24 protein-coding genes are annotated in these 20,678 nt (G+C 69.6%); 17 read left to right on the top strand and 7 right to left on the bottom strand.

Translation table 11 applies throughout. The features are described from left to right. Positions 1 to 25 precede the first annotated feature (25 nt). From ACTXG6_RS09975 to ACTXG6_RS09945, 7 genes are all read left to right on the top strand, one after another. Positions 26 to 1,309 carry an aromatic ring-hydroxylating dioxygenase subunit alpha gene (locus ACTXG6_RS09975; RefSeq protein WP_445187473.1) on the top strand — a complete coding sequence of 428 codons (1,284 nt, stop codon included), beginning with the start codon at positions 26 to 28 and terminating at the stop codon, positions 1,307 to 1,309. Beyond that, entirely contained in the window at positions 1,306 to 1,815 is a 510-nt protein-coding gene (locus ACTXG6_RS09970; protein WP_445187472.1) for an aromatic-ring-hydroxylating dioxygenase subunit beta, read from the top strand. Before ACTXG6_RS09975 ends, ACTXG6_RS09970 begins: the two co-directional genes overlap by 4 nt. Further along, entirely contained in the window at positions 1,812 to 2,795 is a 984-nt protein-coding gene (locus tag ACTXG6_RS09965) for a PdxA family dehydrogenase (protein ID WP_445187471.1), read from the top strand. Before ACTXG6_RS09970 ends, ACTXG6_RS09965 begins: the two co-directional genes overlap by 4 nt. Continuing rightward, positions 2,792 to 3,811 carry a 2Fe-2S iron-sulfur cluster-binding protein gene (locus tag ACTXG6_RS09960; protein WP_445187470.1) on the top strand — a complete coding sequence of 340 codons (1,020 nt, stop codon included), beginning with the start codon at positions 2,792 to 2,794 and terminating at the stop codon, positions 3,809 to 3,811. Before ACTXG6_RS09965 ends, ACTXG6_RS09960 begins: the two co-directional genes overlap by 4 nt. A 77-nt stretch (positions 3,812 to 3,888) precedes the next feature. Next, positions 3,889 to 5,241 (top strand): MFS transporter, encoded by a 1,353-nt coding sequence (locus ACTXG6_RS09955; RefSeq protein WP_445187469.1) that lies wholly within the window; start codon positions 3,889 to 3,891, stop codon positions 5,239 to 5,241. Between the two features lie 275 nt (positions 5,242 to 5,516). Continuing rightward, on the top strand, positions 5,517 to 6,170 hold the full coding sequence (locus tag ACTXG6_RS09950; protein WP_445187468.1) for an RraA family protein: 654 nt from the start codon (positions 5,517 to 5,519) through the stop codon (positions 6,168 to 6,170). 14 nt (positions 6,171 to 6,184) lie between these two features. After that, on the top strand, positions 6,185 to 6,526 hold the full coding sequence (locus tag ACTXG6_RS09945) for a hypothetical protein (protein ID WP_445187467.1): 342 nt from the start codon (positions 6,185 to 6,187) through the stop codon (positions 6,524 to 6,526). Positions 6,527 to 7,177: 651 nt separating this feature from the next. On the opposite strand, the gene ACTXG6_RS09940 is transcribed toward ACTXG6_RS09945, so the two are convergent. Beyond that, positions 7,178 to 7,828 carry a hypothetical protein gene (locus ACTXG6_RS09940; RefSeq protein WP_445187466.1) on the bottom strand — a complete coding sequence of 217 codons (651 nt, stop codon included), beginning with the start codon at positions 7,826 to 7,828 and terminating at the stop codon, positions 7,178 to 7,180. A gap of 205 nt (positions 7,829 to 8,033) precedes the next feature. On the opposite strand from ACTXG6_RS09940, the gene ACTXG6_RS09935 reads away from it, so the two are divergent. The 4 genes from ACTXG6_RS09935 (at position 8,034) to ACTXG6_RS09920 (ending at position 10,353) form a co-directional block, all read left to right on the top strand. Beyond that, the gene (locus ACTXG6_RS09935) at positions 8,034 to 8,918 is read left to right on the top strand and encodes a DAPG hydrolase family protein (RefSeq protein ID WP_445187465.1); all 885 of its coding nucleotides are present in this window, start codon (positions 8,034 to 8,036) and stop codon (positions 8,916 to 8,918) included. Positions 8,919 to 8,929: 11 nt separating this feature from the next. Continuing rightward, on the top strand, positions 8,930 to 9,496 hold the full coding sequence (locus ACTXG6_RS09930; protein ID WP_445187464.1) for a TetR/AcrR family transcriptional regulator: 567 nt from the start codon (positions 8,930 to 8,932) through the stop codon (positions 9,494 to 9,496). Between the two features lie 163 nt (positions 9,497 to 9,659). Beyond that, the gene (locus tag ACTXG6_RS09925) at positions 9,660 to 9,836 is read left to right on the top strand and encodes a hypothetical protein (RefSeq protein ID WP_445187463.1); all 177 of its coding nucleotides are present in this window, start codon (positions 9,660 to 9,662) and stop codon (positions 9,834 to 9,836) included. A gap of 67 nt (positions 9,837 to 9,903) precedes the next feature. Further along, positions 9,904 to 10,353 (top strand): universal stress protein, encoded by a 450-nt coding sequence (locus ACTXG6_RS09920; RefSeq protein ID WP_445187462.1) that lies wholly within the window; start codon positions 9,904 to 9,906, stop codon positions 10,351 to 10,353. Positions 10,354 to 10,439: 86 nt separating this feature from the next. Here the strand turns inward: ACTXG6_RS09920 and ACTXG6_RS09915 are convergent, their stop codons facing one another. Beyond that, a complete protein-coding gene (locus ACTXG6_RS09915; RefSeq protein WP_445187461.1) occupies positions 10,440 to 10,865 on the bottom strand; it encodes a universal stress protein in 426 nt (141 codons plus the stop codon). A 248-nt stretch (positions 10,866 to 11,113) separates the two neighbouring features. Between ACTXG6_RS09915 and ACTXG6_RS09910 the strand changes: the two genes are divergently transcribed. Beyond that, positions 11,114 to 11,254: a hypothetical protein gene (locus tag ACTXG6_RS09910; RefSeq protein WP_445187460.1), complete on the top strand. Its 141-nt coding sequence runs from the start codon at positions 11,114 to 11,116 to the stop codon at positions 11,252 to 11,254. Between the two features lie 389 nt (positions 11,255 to 11,643). After that, positions 11,644 to 11,931, top strand: a complete 288-nt coding sequence (locus ACTXG6_RS09905) for a DUF3040 domain-containing protein (RefSeq protein ID WP_445189966.1) — start codon at positions 11,644 to 11,646, stop codon at positions 11,929 to 11,931. Between the two features lie 65 nt (positions 11,932 to 11,996). Here the strand turns inward: ACTXG6_RS09905 and ACTXG6_RS09900 are convergent, their stop codons facing one another. Next, entirely contained in the window at positions 11,997 to 12,323 is a 327-nt protein-coding gene (locus ACTXG6_RS09900) for a hypothetical protein (protein WP_445187459.1), read from the bottom strand. 203 nt (positions 12,324 to 12,526) lie between these two features. Between ACTXG6_RS09900 and ACTXG6_RS09895 the strand changes: the two genes are divergently transcribed. Then, positions 12,527 to 13,327 (top strand): polysaccharide lyase family 7 protein, encoded by an 801-nt coding sequence (locus tag ACTXG6_RS09895; protein ID WP_445187458.1) that lies wholly within the window; start codon positions 12,527 to 12,529, stop codon positions 13,325 to 13,327. Positions 13,328 to 13,337: 10 nt separating this feature from the next. Here ACTXG6_RS09895 and ACTXG6_RS09890 read toward each other — a convergent pair whose 3' ends face one another. After that, positions 13,338 to 14,471, bottom strand: coding sequence for a hypothetical protein (locus tag ACTXG6_RS09890; RefSeq protein WP_445187457.1), 1,134 nt, complete (start codon positions 14,469 to 14,471; stop codon positions 13,338 to 13,340). A gap of 608 nt (positions 14,472 to 15,079) precedes the next feature. Between ACTXG6_RS09890 and ACTXG6_RS09885 the strand changes: the two genes are divergently transcribed. From ACTXG6_RS09885 to ACTXG6_RS09875, 3 genes are all read left to right on the top strand, one after another. Continuing rightward, the gene (locus ACTXG6_RS09885) at positions 15,080 to 15,697 is read left to right on the top strand and encodes a GNAT family N-acetyltransferase (protein ID WP_445187456.1); all 618 of its coding nucleotides are present in this window, start codon (positions 15,080 to 15,082) and stop codon (positions 15,695 to 15,697) included. 200 nt (positions 15,698 to 15,897) lie between these two features. Further along, entirely contained in the window at positions 15,898 to 16,947 is a 1,050-nt protein-coding gene (locus ACTXG6_RS09880) for a CapA family protein (protein ID WP_445187455.1), read from the top strand. Between the two features lie 215 nt (positions 16,948 to 17,162). Continuing rightward, positions 17,163 to 17,918: a methyltransferase domain-containing protein gene (locus ACTXG6_RS09875; RefSeq protein ID WP_445187454.1), complete on the top strand. Its 756-nt coding sequence runs from the start codon at positions 17,163 to 17,165 to the stop codon at positions 17,916 to 17,918. A 618-nt stretch (positions 17,919 to 18,536) separates the two neighbouring features. Here the strand turns inward: ACTXG6_RS09875 and ACTXG6_RS09870 are convergent. The 3 genes from ACTXG6_RS09870 to ACTXG6_RS09860 form a co-directional block, all read right to left on the bottom strand. After that, positions 18,537 to 18,821, bottom strand: a complete 285-nt coding sequence (locus tag ACTXG6_RS09870; RefSeq protein ID WP_445187453.1) for a hypothetical protein — start codon at positions 18,819 to 18,821, stop codon at positions 18,537 to 18,539. 399 nt (positions 18,822 to 19,220) lie between these two features. Further along, on the bottom strand, positions 19,221 to 19,853 hold the full coding sequence (locus ACTXG6_RS09865) for a nucleoside deaminase (protein ID WP_445187452.1): 633 nt from the start codon (positions 19,851 to 19,853) through the stop codon (positions 19,221 to 19,223). 98 nt (positions 19,854 to 19,951) lie between these two features. Then, the gene (locus tag ACTXG6_RS09860; RefSeq protein WP_445187451.1) at positions 19,952 to 20,578 is read right to left on the bottom strand and encodes a 2-oxoglutarate and iron-dependent oxygenase domain-containing protein; all 627 of its coding nucleotides are present in this window, start codon (positions 20,576 to 20,578) and stop codon (positions 19,952 to 19,954) included. Positions 20,579 to 20,678 lie beyond the last annotated feature (100 nt).

Genomic DNA, 20,678 nt, shown 5'->3' with positions numbered 1-20,678 from the left:
CGCTGACGCAAGCTGAGGTGAGGGCGTGACCACCACGAACGCCGGCACGAACGCCGGCACGGCCCCGGAACTCCCGGCCTGGCCCGACGGGCTCACCCGGGTGCCGTACTGGGTTTTCCAGCGCGACGACGTCTACGCCGCTGAGCAGGACCGGCTGTTCCGCGGCCCGCACTGGAACTACCTGTGCCTGGAGGCCGAGGTCGCGTCACCCGGCCAGTACCGGACGACCTTCCTTGGCGACACGCCGGTGATCGTCAGCCGCGGCCGGGACGGCGAGCTCTACGCGTTCGAGAACCGCTGCGCGCACCGGGGTGCCCTGATCGCGCTGGACGACCGGGGCACCGCGAAGGAGTTCACCTGCGTCTACCACGCGTGGACGTACTCGGTGGAGGGCGAGCTGACCGGGGTGGCGTTCAAGGACGGCATCAACGGCAAGGGCGGCATGCCGGAGTCGTTCTGCATGGACCGGCACTGGCCGCGCAAGCTGCGCCTGGCGGTGGTGCACGGGCTGGTGTTCGGCAGCTTCGACAACGATGTGCCGGACGTCGAGGACTACTTCGGCGAGGAGATCCTGGACCGCATCGAGCGGGTGCTGGGCGGGCGGACGCCGGTGGTGATCGGCCGGTTCACCCAGATGCTGCCGAACAACTGGAAGCTCTACGTGGAGAACGTCAAGGACTCCTACCACGCGAGCATCCTGCATCTGTTCTTCACCACGTTCGAGCTGAACAAGCTGTCGATGCGCGGCGGGATCATCGTCAGCCCCGGCGGCGGGCACCACGTCAGCTACTCGGCGATCGACCGGTCCAGCGAGGCCAAGGACAGCAGCTACGCGGACCAGAAGATCCGCTCCGACAGCGGGTACCGCCTCGCCGACCCGTCACTGCTCGCGGGCTTCAGCGAAGTCGGCGACGACACCACGCTGCAGATCCTGTCCACCTTCCCGGGGTTCGTGCTGCAGCAGATCCAGAACTCGGTCGCGGTCCGCCAGATCCTGCCCAGGGGCGCGGGCCGCACCGAGCTGAACTGGACCCTGCTCGGGTTCGAGGAGGACACCCCCGCGCAGCGCCGGGTGCGGCTCAAGCAGGCCAACCTGGTGGGCTCCGCCGGCTACATCTCGATGGAGGACGGCTGCGTCGGCGGGTTCGTGCAGCGCGGCGTGGCCGGTGCGGCCGACCAGGCGGCGGTGCTGCGGATGGGCGGCGAGACGGCGGAGTCCAGCGAGAGCCGGGTGACCGAGGCGTCGGTGCGCGGGTTCTGGAAGGCCTACCTGGCGGCCATGGGCATCCGTTCGGAGGTGTCCGCGTGATCGGCGCCGCGACCGGGGGCCGACTCGACCGGGACACCGCGTGGGCGATCGGCCAGGCGCAGGCCGAGTACGCCCGGTGCATCGACTCCGACGACCTGGAGCGCTGGCCGGACTTCTTCACCGAGCAGTGCTTCTACACGGTGACCACCGCCGACAACCACCGCGACGGGCTCGCCGCCGGACTGATCTGGGCGGACACCAGGGGGATGCTCACCGACCGGGTGTCCGCGCTGCGCGAGGCCAACATCTACGAACGGCAGAGCTACCGGCACCTGCTCGGCCAGCCGCTGGGCTGCCCGGGCGAGCCAGGTGACCCGCCCGGTGACCCGCGTACCAATACCCCGTTCCTGGTACTGCGGATCATGCGGGACGGCAGCACCGACGTCTTCGCCTCCGGGCGCTACCTGGACCGCTGGACGCTGGCCGGCGACGAACCGAAGCTCGTCGAGCGGGTCGTGGTCTGCGACAGCAAGCGGATCGACACGCTGCTGGCGCTGCCGCTGTGAACCGGGTGCTGGTCACGGTCGGCGACCCGAACGGCATCGGCCCGGAGCTCGCGGTGAAGGCGGCGGCCGCGTTGGACGGAGATCCCGGGCTCGCGCCGGTACTGGTGGCGGACCCGTACCTGGTTCACGGTTGGGCGGGCGAGCGGGGTCTGCGGGTGCGCGAGGTGGACGGGCCGGTCGAGCCGACGCCAGGCGTGCTGGACGTACTGGCGGTCGCCGCGCTGGCGCCGGCCGAGTGGCGCCCCGGGCAGGTCAGCGCGGCGGCGGGCGCGGCCACCGTGGCCTACCTGCGGGCGGCGGTGGCGGCGGTCGGCGCGGGGCTCGGGAGCGCGATCGTCGGCTGCCCGCACTCCGAGACGGCGGTCAACAGCGCCGGCATTCGGTTCGACGGCTACCCGGGGTTGCTCGCGGAACTGGCCGGCGTACCCCGCGATCGGGTGTTCCTGCTGCTCGTCGGCGGCGGGCTGCGCGTCGTGCACGCCACGCTGCACGAGAGCCTGCCGGCCGCGCTACGCCGGCTCACCCCGGAGCTGATCACCGCCGCCGGGCAGGCCACCGCCGAGTTCCTGCGCTCGCGCGGGCTCGGGGAGCCGCGGTTGGGGGTCTGCGGCATCAACCCGCACGCCGGCGAGCAGGGGCTGTTCGGGGACGAGGACGAGCGGATCACCCGGCCGGCCGTGACGGCGCTGCGGACCGCCGGGGTCGACGCGCACGGACCGCTGGGCGCCGACCTGCTGTTCGCTCCGGAGAACCGCGACAGCTACCACGCGCACCTGGCGATGTACCACGACCAGGGCCACATCCCGGTCAAGCTGCTCGCCGGGCGGAGCGCGTCGGCGGTGTCGGTGGGCGCCGGCCTGGCGTTCTCGAGCGTCGGCCACGGAGCCGCGTTCGACATCGCCGGCCAGGGCCGGGCCGACCCGGGCGCGCTGCTCGGCGCGATCCGGCTGGTGGGTGCGCCAGCCCGGGTGGCGTTATGACCGCCGGCACGGCGCTCGACGTGCGGGTGGCCGGCACGCAGATCGTCTTCAGCTGCCGGCCCGGCGAGACCGTGCTGGACGCCGCCGAGCGGGCCGGCTACGCACTGCCCTACTCCTGCCGCAAAGGGGTCTGTACGAGCTGCGCGGCCACCCTGACCGAAGGCAGCGCCCAGGTGCCCGGGAACCCGCCGACCAAGGCTCCGGCCGACGGCGTACTGCTGTGCCGCGCGGTGCCCCGCTCGGCCGTCGAGATCGCGCCGACCCGCATCGAGCGCAGCGAACCACCGACCCGGCGGACCATGGCCGCGACCGTGCACAAGATCAGCTATCCGGCCCCGGACGTCGCGGTGCTCGCGCTGCGGTACCCGATCGGCAAGCGGGTCAGGTTCCGGGCCGGGCAGTACCTGACGGTGCGGCTGCCCGACGGCGACACCCGCAACTACTCGATGGCCAACCCGCCGCGGCGCAACGACGCCGTCTCACTGCACATCCGGCGGGTGCCGGGCGGCCGCTTCTCCGAGGGCGCGCTGGCGGGGCTGCGCCGGGGCGACCAGCTCACCGTGGAGCTGCCGTTCGGCGAGTTCACCGTCGACCACGACTCGACGCGGCCGATCCTGCTGGTGGTCACCGGCACCGGGTTCGCCCCGGCCAAGTCGATCATCGAGGACCTCATCGCCCGGCGCGCGGCGCGGCCGGTGCGGCTGTACTGGGGGGCGCGCCGCGCCGGCGACCTCTACCTCGGTGAGCTCGCGGAGCGGTGGGCCGCCAAACACCGTTGGTTCGGGTTCACCCCGGTGCTCTCCGACCCGGACGCCGACTGGACGGGGCGCACCGGGCCCGTGCACCGGGCGGTCCTCGCCGATCACCCCGAGCTGCGCGGGCACGACGTCTACGCCTGCGGCAACCCGGCGATGACCGCGGCGGCGCGCGACGAGTTCCACGCGCTTGCCGGACTGCCGCCCGAGCAGTTCCGCGCCGACGCGTTCCTGCCGACCGGGCCGGCCCCGACCCACTGACCGGAACGCCCGACCGCCACCTGACACACCGAGGACCACCACCAGGAGTCACCGAGGACTCCGGAACGAGGTAGCCGATGTCCCTCGCGACGCACCCGCTCCGACTGCCCGACTTCGTCGACGACCGCCCGGTCGGCCGCTTCCAGTACGGGGTGGTCACGCTCTGCGGCCTGATCATGTTCATCGACGGGTTCGACACCCAGGCGATCAGCTACCTGGCCCCGCACATCGCCCGTGAGTGGGGCCTGTCCCAACAGCTACTCGGGCCGATCTTCTCCTCGGCGCTGGCCGGTCTGATGGTCGGTTACCTGGCGCTCGCGCCGCTGTCCGACCGGTTCGGGCACAAGCGGGTGCTGGTGGTGGCTACCGTGTCGTTCGCGGTGTGCACACTGGCCGCCGTCTGGTCCGGCAACGTCACCGAGCTGGTGGTGCTGCGCTTCCTCACCGGTCTCGGGCTGGGTGCCGCCGCTCCCAGTGCCATCGCGCTGACCGGCGAGTTCAGCCCGAAGCGGTTGCGTGCGACGTTTGTGCTTGCCATCTACTGCGGGTTCTCCCTCGGCTTCGTGGCCGCCGGGCTGGCGGTCGGCGCGCTGCTGCCGGCGCACGGCTGGCGCTCGCTGTTCTGGGTCGGCGCGATCGTGCCGCTGCTGCTGGTGCCGGCACTGGTCCGGCTGCTGCCCGAGTCACCACTGTTCCTGATCCGGCGCGGCCGCGACCCGGAGCAGATCTACCGGGTGTTCCGGCGGATCGACCGGAACCTGCCGGCCACCGGCTCGCCGCGCTTCGAGCTGTCCGACGCGGTCCCGGACGGACCCGCGACCAGGGCCGCGCTGCGCACGCTGTTCACCCGTGAGTGGGTACTCGGCACGGTGCTGCTCTGGGTGGTCTTCGCGATCAACCTGGCCGAGTTCTACGCGCTGCAGAGCTGGCTGCCGACGATCATGACGGGGCTGCACTACCCGATGAGCACCGTGGTCACCGCGACCACGTTGACCACCGTCGGGGGCATCGCGGCCGCGTTCGTCACCGGGCCGGCGATGGACCGGCTCGGCGCCTACGGCACGGTGGCCGCCGTCTACCTGGTCGGGTTCGCCTTCGTCGCGCTGACCGGCCTCGCGCTGGGCAGCCCGATCTGGGTGCTGCTGGCCGCGACCTTCCTCTCCGGCTGCTGCGTCAGCGGCGGCCAGAAGAGCGTGATCGCGCTGGCCGCGGTGTTCTACCCGGCGGCGATCCGCTCCTCGGGGGTCGGCTGGGCGCTGGGCATCGGCCGCCTCGGCGGCATTGCCGGCCCGCTGCTCGCTGGTGCGGCGCTCGGTGCCGGCTGGAGTCCGAACGCGCTGTTCTACGCCATGTCGGTGCCGATGCTCGCCGCCGGGCTGGCGGTGTTGGTGCTCGGTCGGCGCTACGGCGGCGCCGCGCGGGATGCCTAGCGGCACGCCGCCGGGTGCCCCTGCTGGGGGAAATTCCGCTCGCGCCGAGAGTGCCTGTGCCGAAGCTTTGCTCTGCGCATATATACGCGACACCAGGCCGTCCCGGAGCCCGCGGCACCGGTTGTGACCAGGGCTGTGCGTATTCCTACGCAGAGCAAAGGGCCCACGGGACCCGCTGACCCCGAGCGGGGGCAAGCCGCGCCGATCCACCCGCTTTATGGCACCGTCAGCACAGACGACCGGGCACCCCGGCCGGGACGAAGGCTGGTGATCAGGTGGACCCGCTCATCGAGCGCCTCGCCGCGCTACAGGTCTCCTCGCTGTGCGACGCGGACAAGGGCCTGGCGGTGATCGACCCGCAGATCCACGCGATGGTGCCCGGCAGCCGGTTGGCCGGGCCCGCGTTCCCTGTGGTCGCACACGACGACCACCTGCCGCTGCTGGTCGCGCTGCGCCTCGCCGAGCCCGGATCGGTGCTGGTGGTGGCCACCGACGGGCACCGGCGAGCGGTCAGCGGCGAACTGTTCGCGACCGAGGCGCTCCGTCGCGGCCTGGCCGGCATCGTGATCGACGGCTACTGCCGCGACGTGGCCGGACTGCGCGCCCTCGGGCTGCCGGTGTACGCCCGGGGCAGCACGCCGATGGCCGGCAGCACCCGGGACGCCGGCACGTTCGGCGGGCCGATTCTGATCGGCGGCGTCGAGGTCACCGCCGGCGACCTGGTGGTCGGCGATGACGACGGCCTGGTCATCTCACCACCCGAGCGGCTGGCCGCCGCGCTGCCCACAGCCGAGGAGATCGAGCGCGCCGAGCAAGCCCTGCTGCGCGGCATGGCCGCCGGGCGGAGCCTGCCCGAGATGACCAACCTGGACGAGCACCTGGCCGCGCTGGCCGAGCACCGGGAGACCGCGCTGCGGTTCACCGTCTGAGCAGCCAGCCGGCCTTGCCGCATCGCCGCCGACTTCGACCCGGCCACCCGGGAGTACTGGACGCAGCCGGACAACCCGCTCACGCTGTACGCCGGGGTGGGCGCCGGCCGACCCCGACGCGGTCGCCCTGGCACGGCACCGCCGACACGATCATCTCGCCCAGCCAGACACTCCTGCTGCACACCGCACTTCGGGCCGCCGGCGTGGACAGCACCCGCTACCTGTTGGCCGGCGCCAACCACGGCGACCTGGTATTCCTCGGGGACGTAACCGCCGGCCTGCCGTGGACCACCCGGGAGGTCCTGGACCGCGCTGTGGCATTCCTGAGCAGCCACCTGGCGGGTCGGTCTAGCTGATAACTCCTCAGGTATGGGAATCGTTCGGATCACGGTCGAGGACCGGCGTGTCACCGACATCCGGCGGTTCACCTGAGATATCGCGACCAATGTGATTGCGTACGTCGAGGGCCATTCCTGTGATTTCAACAGAAGAGCTGGGGTGCCCGGCGAAATCAGGTGTGCGGCACCCGGTCCGACCATCGTCGGCGCGGCGCCCCTTCCCCGGTCCCCGCCGGGGAAGGGGCGCCGACCAGCGATAACCTCAGCCGCAGTGGTGCTTGCGCTTCCGGCCGCCGTCATCGCCACAGTGGTCTCGCTTCAGTGACCGGCAGTGGTGGTGATGGTGGTGCTTGTGACAGTCACAGCTGTGGTGATGCTTCTTCTTGTGGCCGCCGCCGCAGGAACTGCCGATGTAGTCGCCCATTTATGAAGCCTTTCACTCAGATGTTCACGACCCCTGGGGTGGGCCGCTGCGATAGACATCAGAGGGCGGCCCGATTTTGTTTCTCAGTTCCGAATACGTCACTCGATCAGCGTAGGAGTAGTTTTTATTGGCAAACGGAGTACGCAAGCCATGCGGGAATCGCGCAACGCCCTTTCGGCCCAATTATCACTAACTCTTTCGGCCGGACGCCCCACGCTCGGCGACGCGCGGAGCGGGGGCTCGGCTCAGCGAGCCGCGGCGACGGCGCCCGGCACCTGCTCGTGGTCAGGTTCGTCGAGGATCGCCCGCCGGAGCGAGAGCCCCATCAGTACGGCCCAGACCGAGTAGGCGAGGAGCCCGAGCCAGAACACGAAGATGCCGTGCCAGGCGAACGGTCCCGACTTGAAGAAGTAGGCCAGCACGGCGGGGCAGAACAGGAAGGCGATCCAGATGTTCGCGTAGCCGATCCATCGCGGCAGCACCGGATGCACCGCGCGGTCGCCCAGGATCGCCCCGCCGATCGACAGGTTCTGGATGACGAACGGCCCGATCGGCGTGAAGAACAGGATCCAGGCCAGGTCGTTGATCGCCTGCGTTACCTCGGGCGAGCGCTCGGGACGGAACGCGGCCACGTTCAGCATGATCATGGGGACCATCAGCATCACCCAGGTCACCGCACCGGACAACACCTGCAGCACCGTCAGAATCGGCGCGCGGCCCTCCATCCGGAGCATCTGGATCGCAATGACGGCCACCAGCGGGCCGACGAGGCAGACCCCGATGGCGGCGAGCGCGAGCCCCAGCCGCACAAGATTCACATTGCCGGTGTAGAACGCGACAACCTCGGCCGCGGTGCTGTCGGCCGCGGGCGGGACGGGAAGGATTCCGGCGAGCAACCAGCCCACCATGGTGACAACCACCATCGCTGGGCCACACCAGGCGCACACCAACTGGACCTGCTTGTTCATGCCGCAAAAATTTATCCAGGATTCGAATTTGTGTCTAGGTCACCGGCTGCACCGGAGAGTGATATCGCCGCCGTGGGCTGTGGCCGCTGTCAGGCGATTTGTACTATTTAGTACAGACTGTCAGACTGGGGCCATGGCCACCTACCAGCTCACCGCGGCGGACCGGGCGAGCGTGCCGACCTCCTACCCCAGCGAGGAGCGCTACCTCGGTTACCGCGACGCGGACGAGGCGAAGCCGTACGCGAAGTACTTCCGCGCCGACGCGCTCCCGATGCAGCCGCACGTACCGGAGGTGCTGCTGACCGGGATGGCCCCGAGCGAGTACGGCTACGACATCGACGACGCGGCGCGGAAGCTGTCCAGGCCCGGCTACCACAAGATGGAGACCGGCTGCACCGTGCTGGACAGCGGCGTGGTCGTGGTGGCCTGCCGCACCGAGATGCCCGGCGTCACCGGGGAGATGTGGGACTGGTGGATGGGCTGGCACAGCTGCGAGTCGGCCCGGTACAAGCTGTGGCACCCCGACGCGCACCAGTTCACGGCCGTCGGTGAGAACAGGCTGAGCGACCGCACGTTGACCGACCGCCAGCGCTACGTCGGCAACGTGTCCTACGTGGACGAGTACGTCGGCGGGGTGCTGACGCCGCTGGCCATCCGGTTCGTCGAGCCGGCCGAGCTCGGGTTCGAGGACAGCCGCCCGGGTAGCACGGTGATTGCCGGGCGGGTCGGCCTGAGTGTCGCGCCGATCGCGTTCGGGTGGCTGGTGCACCAGGTCCGAGGCACCGACAGCGGCGCGGAGATGCGCAGCCGCTTCTTCCTGAACCACGTCGAGCACCTCGACCTGCCGGCGGCGGCGGTCGCCACCCCGCCGGCCGGTCGGGCACCGATCGCCGAGGGAGACCCGAAGAGCCTCGGACTGGGGTTGCTCTCCCACTGCGCCGTCGAGATGAACCACCTGGCGTCGTTCCTGCCCGCCCTGTACGAGGAGTTCGCCGAGCCGGCCACGGCGCGGCGGTGAAGCCGGCGCCCGTGACGGCGAAGGGGCGGCGGTCGCGTGACGCCATCGTCGAGGCGGCCGCGCGGCTCATGCACGACCGGGGCATCGCCGCCACCTCGCTCGACGACGTGCTGGCCGCCAGCGACACCGGCAAGTCGCAGCTCTACCACTACTTCGACGACAAGCAGGACCTCACGGTCGCGGTCCTGCACCTGCAGTTCGAGCGGGTGCTCGCCGCCCAGCCCTGCCTGCGCGACCCGGCCTGCCACGACCTCGGCCGGTGGCGCGACGAGGTGCTGCTGGCCCACCGGGTGCACCAGTTCGGCAACTGCCCACTCGGCGTCTTCGCCGGCCAGGTCGACGACAGCCCGGTGCTGCGCGGTGAGCTCCGTGCCCTGTTCGACCAGTGGCGCCAGGCGATCGGCGAGCTGGCGGGGCGGGCACTACGGCACGGTCGCGTCCGCGCCGACGTGGACCCGGCCGGCGCCGGACTCGTGCTGCTCTCCGCGCTGCAGGGCGGCACGATGCTGTCGCATCTGCACGGCGACGGGGAGCCGCTGACCCGAGCCCTCAACGGCGCCATCGCCCAGCTCACCTGACCGCGACTCTGCTGAACTGCCCCCGACCCGGGGTAGCGGATCGGATGCCGCACTGGCACGCTCTCCACTTCTCACCAAGACAGGACGCCCGTCCCGATCGGCCACGCGCACCAGGCCGACCGGATTGTCGGAGTCACGCGCGCCAGCTCACTGAGGAGTGATCATGAGAAGTGGCGTCTCATTGGGGACTCTCGTCTGGGTGGTCCTCGGCGTAGTCATCGCGCTCTCGCACGGCTACGCCATCAATAATGTGTCGTCTCTCGTGTCCTTCGTCCTGGCGATGTTCCTCTGGCCGCTCGTTCTACTGGGCGTGGACCTGCATATCAATCTCGGCGTGTAACTCGGGAAATGTGGCCCGGGCGCACGCGGCACCACTTACGTGAGTCTGAACAGGAAGGCGGCTCGAGATGGGCTCCTACAAGAAGATCCTCGTCGGCACCGACGGCTCCGACACCTCATTGATCGCGGTGGACCGGGCCAGCGCGCTCGCCAGCGACAACGGGGCCGAACTGCTCATCGTGACGGCCTATGAACCAGCACACGGGAGCGAGACCAATGCCGCCGCGACGGCACTGAAGGAGGAGGCCTACCAGGTCTTCGGCTCGGCGCCGGCGGAGAGCGTGCTCCGTGACGCCGCGGACCGGGCCCGCGCCGCCGGCGCCGACAAGGTCGAGACCCGCGCGCTGAAGGGGCCGCCCGTCGACGTGCTCGACCAGGCCGTGGCGGACTCGGGAGCGGACCTGCTGGTGATCGGCAACGTCGGTCTGACCAGCCTCAGCGGCCGAATCCTCGGTTCGGTTCCGCAGAGCGTGGCCCGCCGGTCGGGTGTGGACGTGCTGATCGTGCACACCTCGTAGTCAGCGGTTCTCCTCTGCCGGCGGCCCGCCGCGCGCTTCACGCGGCGGGTCGGCCGTGCCCCTGGCCGGGTGCCGCCAGTCGCGGGTCAGCTCTCGGCGTCGCGCACGACGACCACCGGGCACCGCGCATGCGTGACCAGGTACTGGCTGACCGATCCGAGCAGCATTCCGGTGAACCCGCCGTGGCCGCGACTGCCCACCACCAGCAGGTCGGCACCCTCGGAGGCGTCGAGCAGCACCTGGGCCGGATGTCCCTGCGTAACGTGCTTGCGGAGGTGAACGCCGTGCCCCGCACTGACGGCCTTCGCGATAGCTTCGTCGAGCATGGAACTTGTTTCCTGCTCCCAGTCGAACTCGCCGGTCGGCACATACCCGTAGGTCGCCGCCCAATTCCACGCACCCACCACATGGAGCTCGGCACCGGTCACTTCGGCCTGGCGCGCTGCCCATTGCAGTGCCCGCGTCGCCGAACTCGAACCGTCGACGCCAACCACAATCCGGCTGCCACTCATCTCGCACCTCCATGTGCTCGCCATACCGAGCCGGCGAACGCGGGCGACAACTCGGACCGCCGGTCCCGACACCAATTATCCGCCGCACGGATCAGCCCTGTCGGGTGGCGTTGGTCTCCCACTCCGAAGGGTCGGATCGGAATATCGGAATGGTTCGATCGATTCTGAGTCCAGTGCTGAACCCATTGGCGCGGCGTGTCCGCCGCCGCGCCCGAGTCGATCGAGCGAGCCGCGGCGACCAGTGCGTCGTGGACCGCGTCGCGCATCGCGCCGGCCGGGGGAGGCTCGGCGAAGCCGTCATGGGCGGCGATCGCGGCGGCGCCGGCGTTGAGCTGGACGGCATCCTGTACCGGACCGGACCCGCTGCACCCGTCAGCCGGTCGGTGTGACATTCAGCACCTGTGTGCTAGCCCTCGGCGGAGAGCTAGTTCAGCCGGAGATTGGCTTATGCTGGATACGGAATCGCTGATCGGGCGACTGCAGAGACCCGCCCGACAGCGTGCGTTAGCCACTTGAGGCACGAATATCCTCCCGCGGGGGGACGGACTGTGCTGCACGCTGAAATATGTTATGCCGGCCGCCGATCCTCCGGGCCGGCTCACCGCCCCCCAGGCTGAGCAGGTCATCCCCCCAGCCGGTGGGTCGGCGGCGCAATGAGCTCACCGTCGAGCGCCCTTTATTGGCTGATTAGCTCCTACGGCCAGGTGCTCCGGTGGCGCTGTGACCTGATGTCACAAGCGTCGCGGGCCGGCCGCGTAGGCGCGGACGGGCGGTGAGCATGGTTACGTTGTCGAGCAGGGAACGGCGGCTCCTCCGCCACATCGAACGGGGGCTGCTCTACGACGACCCGACGCTCGCCGCCCTGCTGAGCGACCCCGGCACGGGCCAGCCCCAGGCATCGGCGCACTGGGTCGCCCTGGTGTTCCTGACCGTGACGAGCCTGCTGCTCCTGAGTGGGTACGCCTTCGGCCAGCCGCAGATGGTGCTCGGCGGCCTGACGGTCCTCGGGACGTTGCCGGTCGTCGTCGCCCTCGTGGTCCTGGTCAACCGGACCGAACCGGGCTGACCGGTCCACCTCGCCGTTAGCCGCGATCGGGCAACCCGGTCGGGCGCGCGCCGGCCCGTCGCTGTTCAGCGCATTTCGCCCGCGCCGACGTAGGGGTGCGGGCTACGCAGCGGCGCTCCCTCGGCGAACCGGGACAGCCGGAAGTCCGCCTCGGACACGTGCGGGTTGGCGCTCGCACCACCGGTGACCAGGTTCACCCGCACCGCCACGTCACTCTCCACCACCCCATCGGCCGAGATAGTCCCGCAGGTAGTTGGCGATCCGCCGGCCGCCCTCGACGGGGTCGAGCCGGGCGGCCAGTGCACCAGGGCGAGTCCGTCGCGCACCCAGGGCAGCGGCGTGTAGCTGGTCAGGTCCGGGATGGCGATGACCCCGGCCGCCTCCACCGGCACCGCGCCGTCCCCGACCGTCGAGGTCTCTAACGATGAAACTGGGTTTCACATCAGTGGACATCGTTGGTGACGGTCGTGTTACGGCGGTCTCTGGCATTTGCCGGCATCGCCGACCCACATCTCGCCGCCGCGCTACCTTGGGTCGAGTGATGCGGCGTGGACTCCCCGACAAGCTCTCTGCGGTACTACACGAACGACGGTGGTTGGCCATCGCCGTGGTCCTGGTTGTGCTGTTGGGCGGTGGCCTGTGGATCGGCCTCTCGTCCGGCGGCGGCCAGCAGGCCAGCCCGCAACCGGGGCCGCCCCCCGTGGCCGCCCCACCCCCACCGCCACCGGCCCCCGCCGGCATCAACCTCTCCGGTTGGAAGCTGAGCATTCCGGAGAAGAACGACAACGGTAACGCGGCGACCATCCAACCGGCCGCCCTCAAGGCGCCGTGGCTGACCGCGACCCCCGATGGCGGGTTGATGTTCTGGGCGCCCTCGCAGGGCGCGACGACCAAGAACTCAGACCATCCCCGCACCGAGCTGAACAGCCTCACCAACTTCGCCGCCGGCAAGGGCAGGCACACCCTGAACGCCTCGGTGACGCTGCTGCAGGTACCCAAGGACGGCCAGGGAGTCATCCTGGGCCAGATTCACGGCGCCGACGACATCAGCTCGGTGCCCTACGTGATGCTGCGCTACCAGGAGGGGCAGCTCAAGGTCGTCGTGAAACAGGTCCAGGACGGCAACGACCACATCAACTACGCGCTGCTGCCCAACGTGCCGCTGAACAGCCCGTTCGACTTCACCATCACCGACCTCGGCAACGGCAGCATGGCCTTCTCCGCGACCCTCAACGGCGCCGTCCACCAGGTGACGGCACCGATCCCCGCCGAGTTCAACGGCCAGACGGTGCGCTTCCAGGCCGGGGCATACCAGCAGGCCGACGACCCTGCCGGAGCCCAGGACGGCGGCCGGGTCATCTTCCACAAGCTCGACGAACAGTCCGCCGGCTCCTGACCCGAGTCCGTCAGCCGCCTACCGCGACCAGCTGGCGCCCGCGGGCTACCTCTCGCAGCTCGGCGTTCGTCGAGCCGGGTGCAATGCCGTGCTCGGCCATCCCGGCGAGCACCGGGCCGGCCAGGCCGGGGTCCGCGCGCAGCATGGCCTCCAGCAGTACGCCGAAGTGCCGGCGGCGGCGCAGGGTCTGCTCGGTGACCTCGGCATCCGGTTGGACACCGATCCTCGCGCTGACCCCGAGACCCACGCCCGCCTCGGCAGCGGAGAGTGACAGGCCGCGCAGCAGCATCCGGTCGAACCTGGCCGGGTCGTAGCCGGCCTCGGCCACCCGTTCCCGGGCGGTCCAGCCGGCGGAGGCCCAGATGGTGCCGCCGGCGTGCGGGTCGCTGCGACCACCTCGGAAATGCGCCATCGTCCAGCGCGGGTCGAGCTGGCGACGGCGCAGGTCCCAGGCGGGCACGGAGCCGCGGTGCCAGCCGTAGATGTCGGCGGTGTTGAGCAAGATGGCGGTCAGCAGGTCGGAGGTACCCTCGTCGATGGCGACCTTCTTGTTGGTCTGCGCGTGCGCCGGGCGCAGCCGGTTGAGCCGGAAGTCCGCGGTGTGCCGGCAGATGTGGTGGCCGATCTCGTGGTAGATGATCGCCAGGTTGTGCGACGGCGCGGCGAAGTAGGTCCCGCCCCCGTCCGCCGCCGCGAACCCGCTCCCACCGCCGAGGTGCACCTCACCCGTCGGGCGCACCGCGACCGTCTCCACCGGGTCGGAAGAGCGGGCCGGAACCCGGTAGTGGCCGCCGCCCCATCGCCGTACGCCGTCGTGCATACCGATCCGGACCACCAGGTGCGGCATCGGGCGCCCGAGCAGCTCGGTCACCGCACGGAGCGCGCGCTGGGTGTGGAAGGCCACGTTGACCAGCCCGAACGCCCGGGCGGCGCGATCCCGGTCCCGGTCACCGAGCGGCCCGCCACCGTTGGACGGGTCGACCACGAGACCCCGGTCCAACAGCACACCGCCCCGCTCGTCGCGGATGGTCGCCTCGGGCAGCACCAGCTCCGCCGGGCCCACCGCGAGCACCTCGAGCGGAACCTCGGACAGCCGCCCCGGACCCGTCCGGCGGTCCGGCAGGTAGGCCGAGCAGAGTGTCATGCCGGTTATAACGAGTGAGCATCACTCACGGTGCGTGAGACCAGCCACGTTCACCGGGTCTGCCACCTGAGTCGCCGCTGCCGGCACATCGAACCGAGGGAAGCGCTTCTTGTCACCTGCCGACACGGACCGCCGCGCGACATGGGAGCGCACGGGCCAGGAGGTCGCTGAGCTGACCGACGGACTCGGCATGCACATCGACGGCATTCGCGACGCGGTCACCGCTCTTCGGCTCCTCGGTCTGCGCACCGAGGCCTCGTGCGAAGGCCACGACAGCTGGGGTGTCGGCGCACCGTGGGTCAGCATTGGCGCACATGGCCGCATACCAGCGGGAGATGGCCGCCTTCACGAGATTCCTGCGGCAGCGCTACCTGGCCGACTAGTCCTTCCTGATTCCGGAGCGAGCTGACGCCGTCATCGTTGAACTGCTTGACCGGCGGCGGCACCCCTAGAGCCAAGACACGGACCTCCGCAACCCTCCGTTACTATCCCGTTACTCGCCTCGAAAACGTGCGCCACGCGGCGGGACCGTTCCCCAGCGCAGTGCAGTGACACCCGGTTCAGGCGCACCTCATTCACCTGGGATCAACGTGGCGAAACCATACGTGATGCGGCAGGCGACCTCGGCCGACCTCGACACCGTGCTCGGAATTCTGCAGGAGCGCATCGAGTGGCTGCACGAGCGCGGCAATGACCAGTGGAACCAGGGCAAGGACTTCCGTGACGGCCTAGCGGGCAGGATCGCTCGCGGTCAGACTTGGCTGGCTGAGGACGACGGAGAGCCCATCGCCACCGTCACCATCCGCCGCTACGCCAATCCCGCCTTCTGGACACCTGAGGAGCTGCAGGACCGGGCCCTCTATGCGTCGAAGACCGCGACCACGCTCGCCCGCAGTGGCGCCGGGTTGGCCGCGATGCTCATGCGATGGGTGCAGACCCGGGCCGCTGAGCGCGAGATGACGTACATGCGGTGGGACGTGTGGCGGACCAACCTCCAGCTGCAGGCCTACTACCAGAGCCTCGGCGCGACACTGGTGCGAACTGTGGAGGCAGAGGGGAAACCGTCCGGGGCGCTGTTCCAAGTGACGCCGCACTTGCATGACCTGTCCTCGGAATGGGTCACCGTGTTTGACGAGGAGCGGCGCAAGATGCTCGCCGAGCGGGCGGCGGCCGCGTTGGCGGCCGAAGCAGCTGACCCGACGCCCGAGGTAATGGAACCGGCCTGACCGTGGCGGCAGTCAGTGGGGGAAGCGGTCCGGACCGTTGCTCAGGCCCCACATGGCGTACACGGGCACGGGTGAACACGGCTTCGGCGCCCGCCGCGGAAGCAACGCTCGACACCGGACTGGGCAGGCCGCAGGATCAGCCGTTCGTCGCACCCTCGCCGACGACTCGGTTTGCTGACCGAGGGCAGCCCTGGAGACTTATGATCCGCCGCCGGTCGCCTCAAGACGGCTTTGACGTCGTTTGGGTCGGTGACGTGCTGCTCGGCAGTTCGGCCTGGCCACACCTCAAGGCCCGTGGCTATCAGTGGGCGTTCCGCTACTTGCGTCCGCTATTGCGTGGTGACTATGTCATCGGCAACGCGGAGGGCCCGATCACGCGGCACCGGGAGAAGTTCTTTCCTGAGCAACGGTGGAGCTATCGCGCACGCATTGCGACAGCGGGCGCCCTGGGCGATGCCGGTTTCGATGCCATGAGTCTGTCGAACAACCATTGCTACGACCGCGGTCCGGAGGGCCTCCTGGACTGCATCGACCGTCTAACAACGGCTGGGGTGACGCCGTTTGGTGCTGGTTCGGAGGCTGATGCCGCCCGGCCGCTGCTGATCGACACTCCGCATGGGCTGGTGGGGGTGGTGGGCCTCGGGGAGCAGTGGTACTTCAACACGACCGCTAGCGCCACCGCGCCGGGCACCATCGTGATGAACGGGGACTCGGTCGCTCATGGCAAGGCGCTGGCCGTCGACGCTGGCGCCCGGTGGGTCATTGCCTACGTGCATTGGGGGCTGAACTACGAGCCGGTGACTGAGCAGCAGCGTCACGATGCCGCGTTGCTCGCGCGCGCCGGGTACGACCTGGTCATCGGGGCCGGATCTCACACCGTTCAACCCGTAGAGATCATCGACGGCACGCCCATCCTGTATTCGCTGGGCAACTTCACCTTCGGGACCAAGGGTCGATTCAGCGAGCAGGAGCCGGGCTACGGCCTCATTGCACGAACTACATTCACCGCGAACGGGGCCCTCGAGGTCGAGCTGACCTGCATCGCCACGGACAACCGGCTGATTCATTTCCAACCACGGCTCTGCTCGGATGAGCAGGCCCAAGACGTGCTGGGCCGCCTCGGCCCGGACGTTCTCACCCGACGATCGGGTCCCCTGACGTCGTGGTCGGCGAGGATGTTGCGCCGCCGCCCCATCGTCGGCCACATCCCCCTCGGCCGCAGCGCGCCGGTCCCCTCGCCGACCGTTTGATCTGCTCTAGCCGGGTTTGCGCGCGGCGCTGGGAGACTCCGCCACCAGAACGGAGTCCGCGATCAGGTCCACATCGGTGACCGACTTCGGCAGAGCGCTAAGTCGAGCATCGCCGGTAGAAGGACTACCTGCTGGATCGGGCCCGGGGCGGGGTCCAGGACAGCCAGCTACGGCCGAGTGGTTCACTTTTCGCCATGCTGACCACTGAGGGGCGAGTGCCGCACTCCAGTAAGTACCTCGATCGCATCGCGGGATCGAGCGGTGGCCAGGAGTACAAGCAGCAGGCGTTCGTCGCCCTCGACCTTCAGCCTGGGCAGGTTGTGCTGGACATGGGCTGCGGTCCGGGCACGGACCTGCCTGTCCTGGCCGAAGCGGTGACCTCGACGGGATCGGTCATCGGGATCGACCACGCGGCGATATTCGTCGAGGAAGCGCGGGAGCGCGTCGCTGCCATGCCGTGGGTTCAGGTGCGTGTGGGTGATGCCCACCAGCTCCCACTCGAGGACGACAGTGTGGACCGGGCTCGCGCTGACCGGGTCATCCAGCATGTGGAGGATCCCGCGGCTGCGATGGCCGAGTTCCGCCGCGTGCTGCGCCCGGGCGGCATCGCGGTCATCGCGGAGCCAGACTGGGACACCCTGGCGACCGGCCCGGGTGACCTCGAAGTAAATCGGGCCTTCAATCGCTTTGTCTGCGCGGTCCGGGTGCGCAACGCGATAGTGGGGCGCCAGCTGCCGGGCCTGGCCGAGGGCGCCGGGCTCGAGGTGCTCGACGTGTTCGCCTCGACGCCGCTGCTACGCGACTTCCGGCTCGCCAGCAAGATCTACGGTCTGAACCGGAACACGGCGCGGGCAGTCGAGGCCGGCTACATCGACCCCGCGGCCGCCGAGCGCTGGGTCGCCGAGCTCAAGGCCGGTCCGTTCGTGGCGACCTGCACCGTCTACGTCGCCGTGCTGCGTAACGCGGGCTGACAAGCATCAGCGCTGCCCGGCCCCACCCCCTCCTCCCCTGGCCGGCCCGAGCTGTTACTTGGTCGGAGGCCCCTGCTGGGAGGTCTCGCAGCGTCGGGTCGTCGAGAGCGTCAGCACGGACGGATGTAATCCCGGGCTTTCACTGCGAACTGGTCTGGCCATTGCCAACCCCGGCCACTTAGCGCAGCCGCACTGAGCTGTTCCGGTCCGTCGGCCAAATTCGGATCAGGACATGGGAAAGGCGCCGCACCAGTAGTCCGGCAGATGCGAACTCTTCTTGATGAATTCGACGCTAATCTCGGGACACTCTCTGCTTTCTATTGCCCGCGCCGGTGGCCGTAGTAGTGCGAAGACGGATGATCGACGCGGCATCGGTCACGATGAGTGATCAACTTGTGATCGCCGAACTGGCGGCGCGATCCGTTCCGCACAGATGCGACCGTGCGGTGAGCGGGGCGACGGGCAGGCCTACGGGCGGCGGGCCAGCCTCCAGACCGAGGACGGCGGCGCAGGCGGCGGAACGAGCTGCTGGGTCCGGACAGACGGAAAGGGCGCCGGATAACATCCGGCGCCCTCCGACAAAAAGGGACTCTCGTCAGGTCCCCCAGTTGCCCGTCCCTAGTCCTCCGGGGAGGGGCTGATGTCCTGGTCGCAGTCACCGTCGTGGCTGTCGGTGTTGCTCTGGTCCTTGTTGAAGAAGCCAGCCTTGCCCTCGGCGTAGTGGTGGTTGCACTCCTTCACGGGGTGCTGGAAGACGTGGTCCTGCACACCGGGGAAGAATTGGAAGTGCTCACCGCTTCCGCCGTACCCACTGCTGCCTTCATCGTCAGCGAACGCGAGGGGGCTCAGCGCCACCAGGGCGGCGGCGGCGATGCCCACCGCGACTCCAGCCTTCTTCAGCACAGTAGTTCTCCTGTCAAGATCGGTATCTGCCTTGTCAATAAGTCACTGGCGCCAACTCCGGGTTGGGGAGCGCGGGATGGCTGCGTTAAAGATAGGGAATAAACGCCGCCTCGCGCCAGTGCGTGACCTGATCGTGTCTTATCCGGGTCGACGAAAAGGTTGCGGTCTCTTATCGGTGAATACTGACTACTCATTGTGCTTTTTGCTGCCGCCGACTTGAAATTGTGGGGGAAAATGGCGGATGCTCGCGACAATCAGTTACAGAGAGTGATAACGTCGCGGACCGTGCGTTACCGAGGCGATCGCGAAGCCCGCAGCGAAGGTGATGTCACCGACCGACCCGATGGCGTTGGCACTGATCGCGCCCAGTCCTCGGTTGCCGAGGGGCCTGGCTCTCGGTCATGCGAGGCCCCTCGAGGAGTCGCCGGAGTTGCGCGCGTTGTAGACGGTCAGACCCCGTTCGGCGACCAACCGGCGATAGTCGGCGAAGACCTCGAGGGCCTGCTCGCGCAGTACGCCCGACACCACCTCGATGCCGCGCCGGCGTAGCTGCTCGGCCCAGTCCTCCCGCATCGGCCCCTCGTCGAACCCGGTCAGCTCCTCCAGCTCCGGACCCTCGCCCGCGACGACCAGTCTCCGCACACCCGACCACATCGTGGCGCCGTAGCACTGCGCGCAGGGTCGCCAGTTGACGACGAGCTCGCGCTCCACGGCGGCCTCGGCGCCGAGGTCCCAGGTGCCCACCCGCAACTGAGCGAGGGACAGAGCGACGACTTCGGCGTGCGCGGCCGACAGGCCCGAGGAGAGCACGAGGTTGACGCCGGCCGAGACCACCTCCCCGTCGGCGGTGTTCACGACCAGCGCGGCGAACGGGCCGCCGGAACCTTCCACCGGGTTGCGGGCGGCCAGCCGGTTGACCAGGGCCATTCGCTCCTCTGCGCTGGTCAGCGGGCCCGGCACGGCGGTCAGTTCGTCGAAGACCCAGTCGGGCAGGGTTGCCCCGTACCCCCTCGGCATGCTCGTGACGTCCACGTCAGTTCCCTCTCAGCAGGGGGTTGCGGTAGGTGTGCGTGGAGTCCAGGCGCGAGAGCAGGTAATCGCCGGCCTTCTGCGGCCGGTACCTGGGGCCCTCACCCGGGCCGAGCCACGTTCCCTCCCGCGTCATCACCTGGAGGCCGCCGACGCCGTCGGCGAGCAGGTGCCAAGATGTCGTCGTCGGTTAACCCGAGGGCGTGTGCCAGCGCGCGCTGGACCCGGGCCGCGGCCTCGACGGCCCGCGCGAAATACCGCTCCCACGCTTCCCGGAAACCCGGGGTCCTCGGCCACTGGTTCAGGCCGAACAGCGACGTACCCGCCACCACCTCCGGATGGTCGGGGCCCTGCTCACCCCCGGTGTCCAGAGACTCCTTGGCGTCGCCGCGCCCGGTGTCGTCGAGGGATTCGGCACCGATGCCGACGTAGCCCCGGTGGGCCGGGGAGTTCCCGATCGCGAGCCGGCGCTTGACCTCGAGAGGCTCGGAGAAGAAAGCCGCGGCGGCCTCGGACATCGCGCGGCGGACCCCGGGCTCGATCCCGTGTCCCGTCACCAGGAAGAACCCGGTGCGGCTCAGCCCCTCATCCAGGGCACCGGCCAGGCTCTCCCGCACTGGGGAGCCCTCGGCCCCGGTGGCGAAGCAGCTGAGGTCGAAACAGGACAACTCGCCGCGCGCCAGGGCGGTCTGGGCACCTACCGGTCCAGTGCGGCGGCCGGGCAACACACGACCAGGCACACCGTCCATGCGCGGAATGTAGGAATGACAGGTTGCCCGGTGATTTCCGCCGCGGATCGCGGCGGTAACCCTCGGACAGGGCCCCTCG

Source organism: Pseudonocardia sp. Cha107L01 (assembly GCF_052566575.1).
This window is presented reverse-complemented; position numbering and strand designations above follow the sequence as displayed.

Bases quoted from the DNA above. Each gene is read 5' to 3' on its own strand.
- ACTXG6_RS09925 (WP_445187463.1), top strand. From the start codon at position 9,660: ATGAGAAGTGGCGTCTCATTGGGGACTCTCGTCTGGGTGGTCCTCGGC.
- ACTXG6_RS09920 (WP_445187462.1), top strand. From the start codon at position 9,904: ATGGGCTCCTACAAGAAGATCCTCGTCGGCACCGACGGCTCCGACACC.
- ACTXG6_RS09955 (WP_445187469.1), top strand. From the start codon at position 3,889: ATGTCCCTCGCGACGCACCCGCTCCGACTGCCCGACTTCGTCGACGAC.
- ACTXG6_RS09960 (WP_445187470.1), top strand. From the start codon at position 2,792: ATGACCGCCGGCACGGCGCTCGACGTGCGGGTGGCCGGCACGCAGATC.
- ACTXG6_RS09880 (WP_445187455.1), top strand. From the start codon at position 15,898: ATGATCCGCCGCCGGTCGCCTCAAGACGGCTTTGACGTCGTTTGGGTC.
- ACTXG6_RS09915 (WP_445187461.1), bottom strand. From the start codon at position 10,865: ATGAGTGGCAGCCGGATTGTGGTTGGCGTCGACGGTTCGAGTTCGGCG.
- ACTXG6_RS09905 (WP_445189966.1), top strand. From the start codon at position 11,644: ATGGTTACGTTGTCGAGCAGGGAACGGCGGCTCCTCCGCCACATCGAA.
- ACTXG6_RS09885 (WP_445187456.1), top strand. From the start codon at position 15,080: ATGCGGCAGGCGACCTCGGCCGACCTCGACACCGTGCTCGGAATTCTG.
- ACTXG6_RS09935 (WP_445187465.1), top strand. From the start codon at position 8,034: ATGGCCACCTACCAGCTCACCGCGGCGGACCGGGCGAGCGTGCCGACC.
- ACTXG6_RS09890 (WP_445187457.1), bottom strand. From the start codon at position 14,471: ATGACACTCTGCTCGGCCTACCTGCCGGACCGCCGGACGGGTCCGGGG.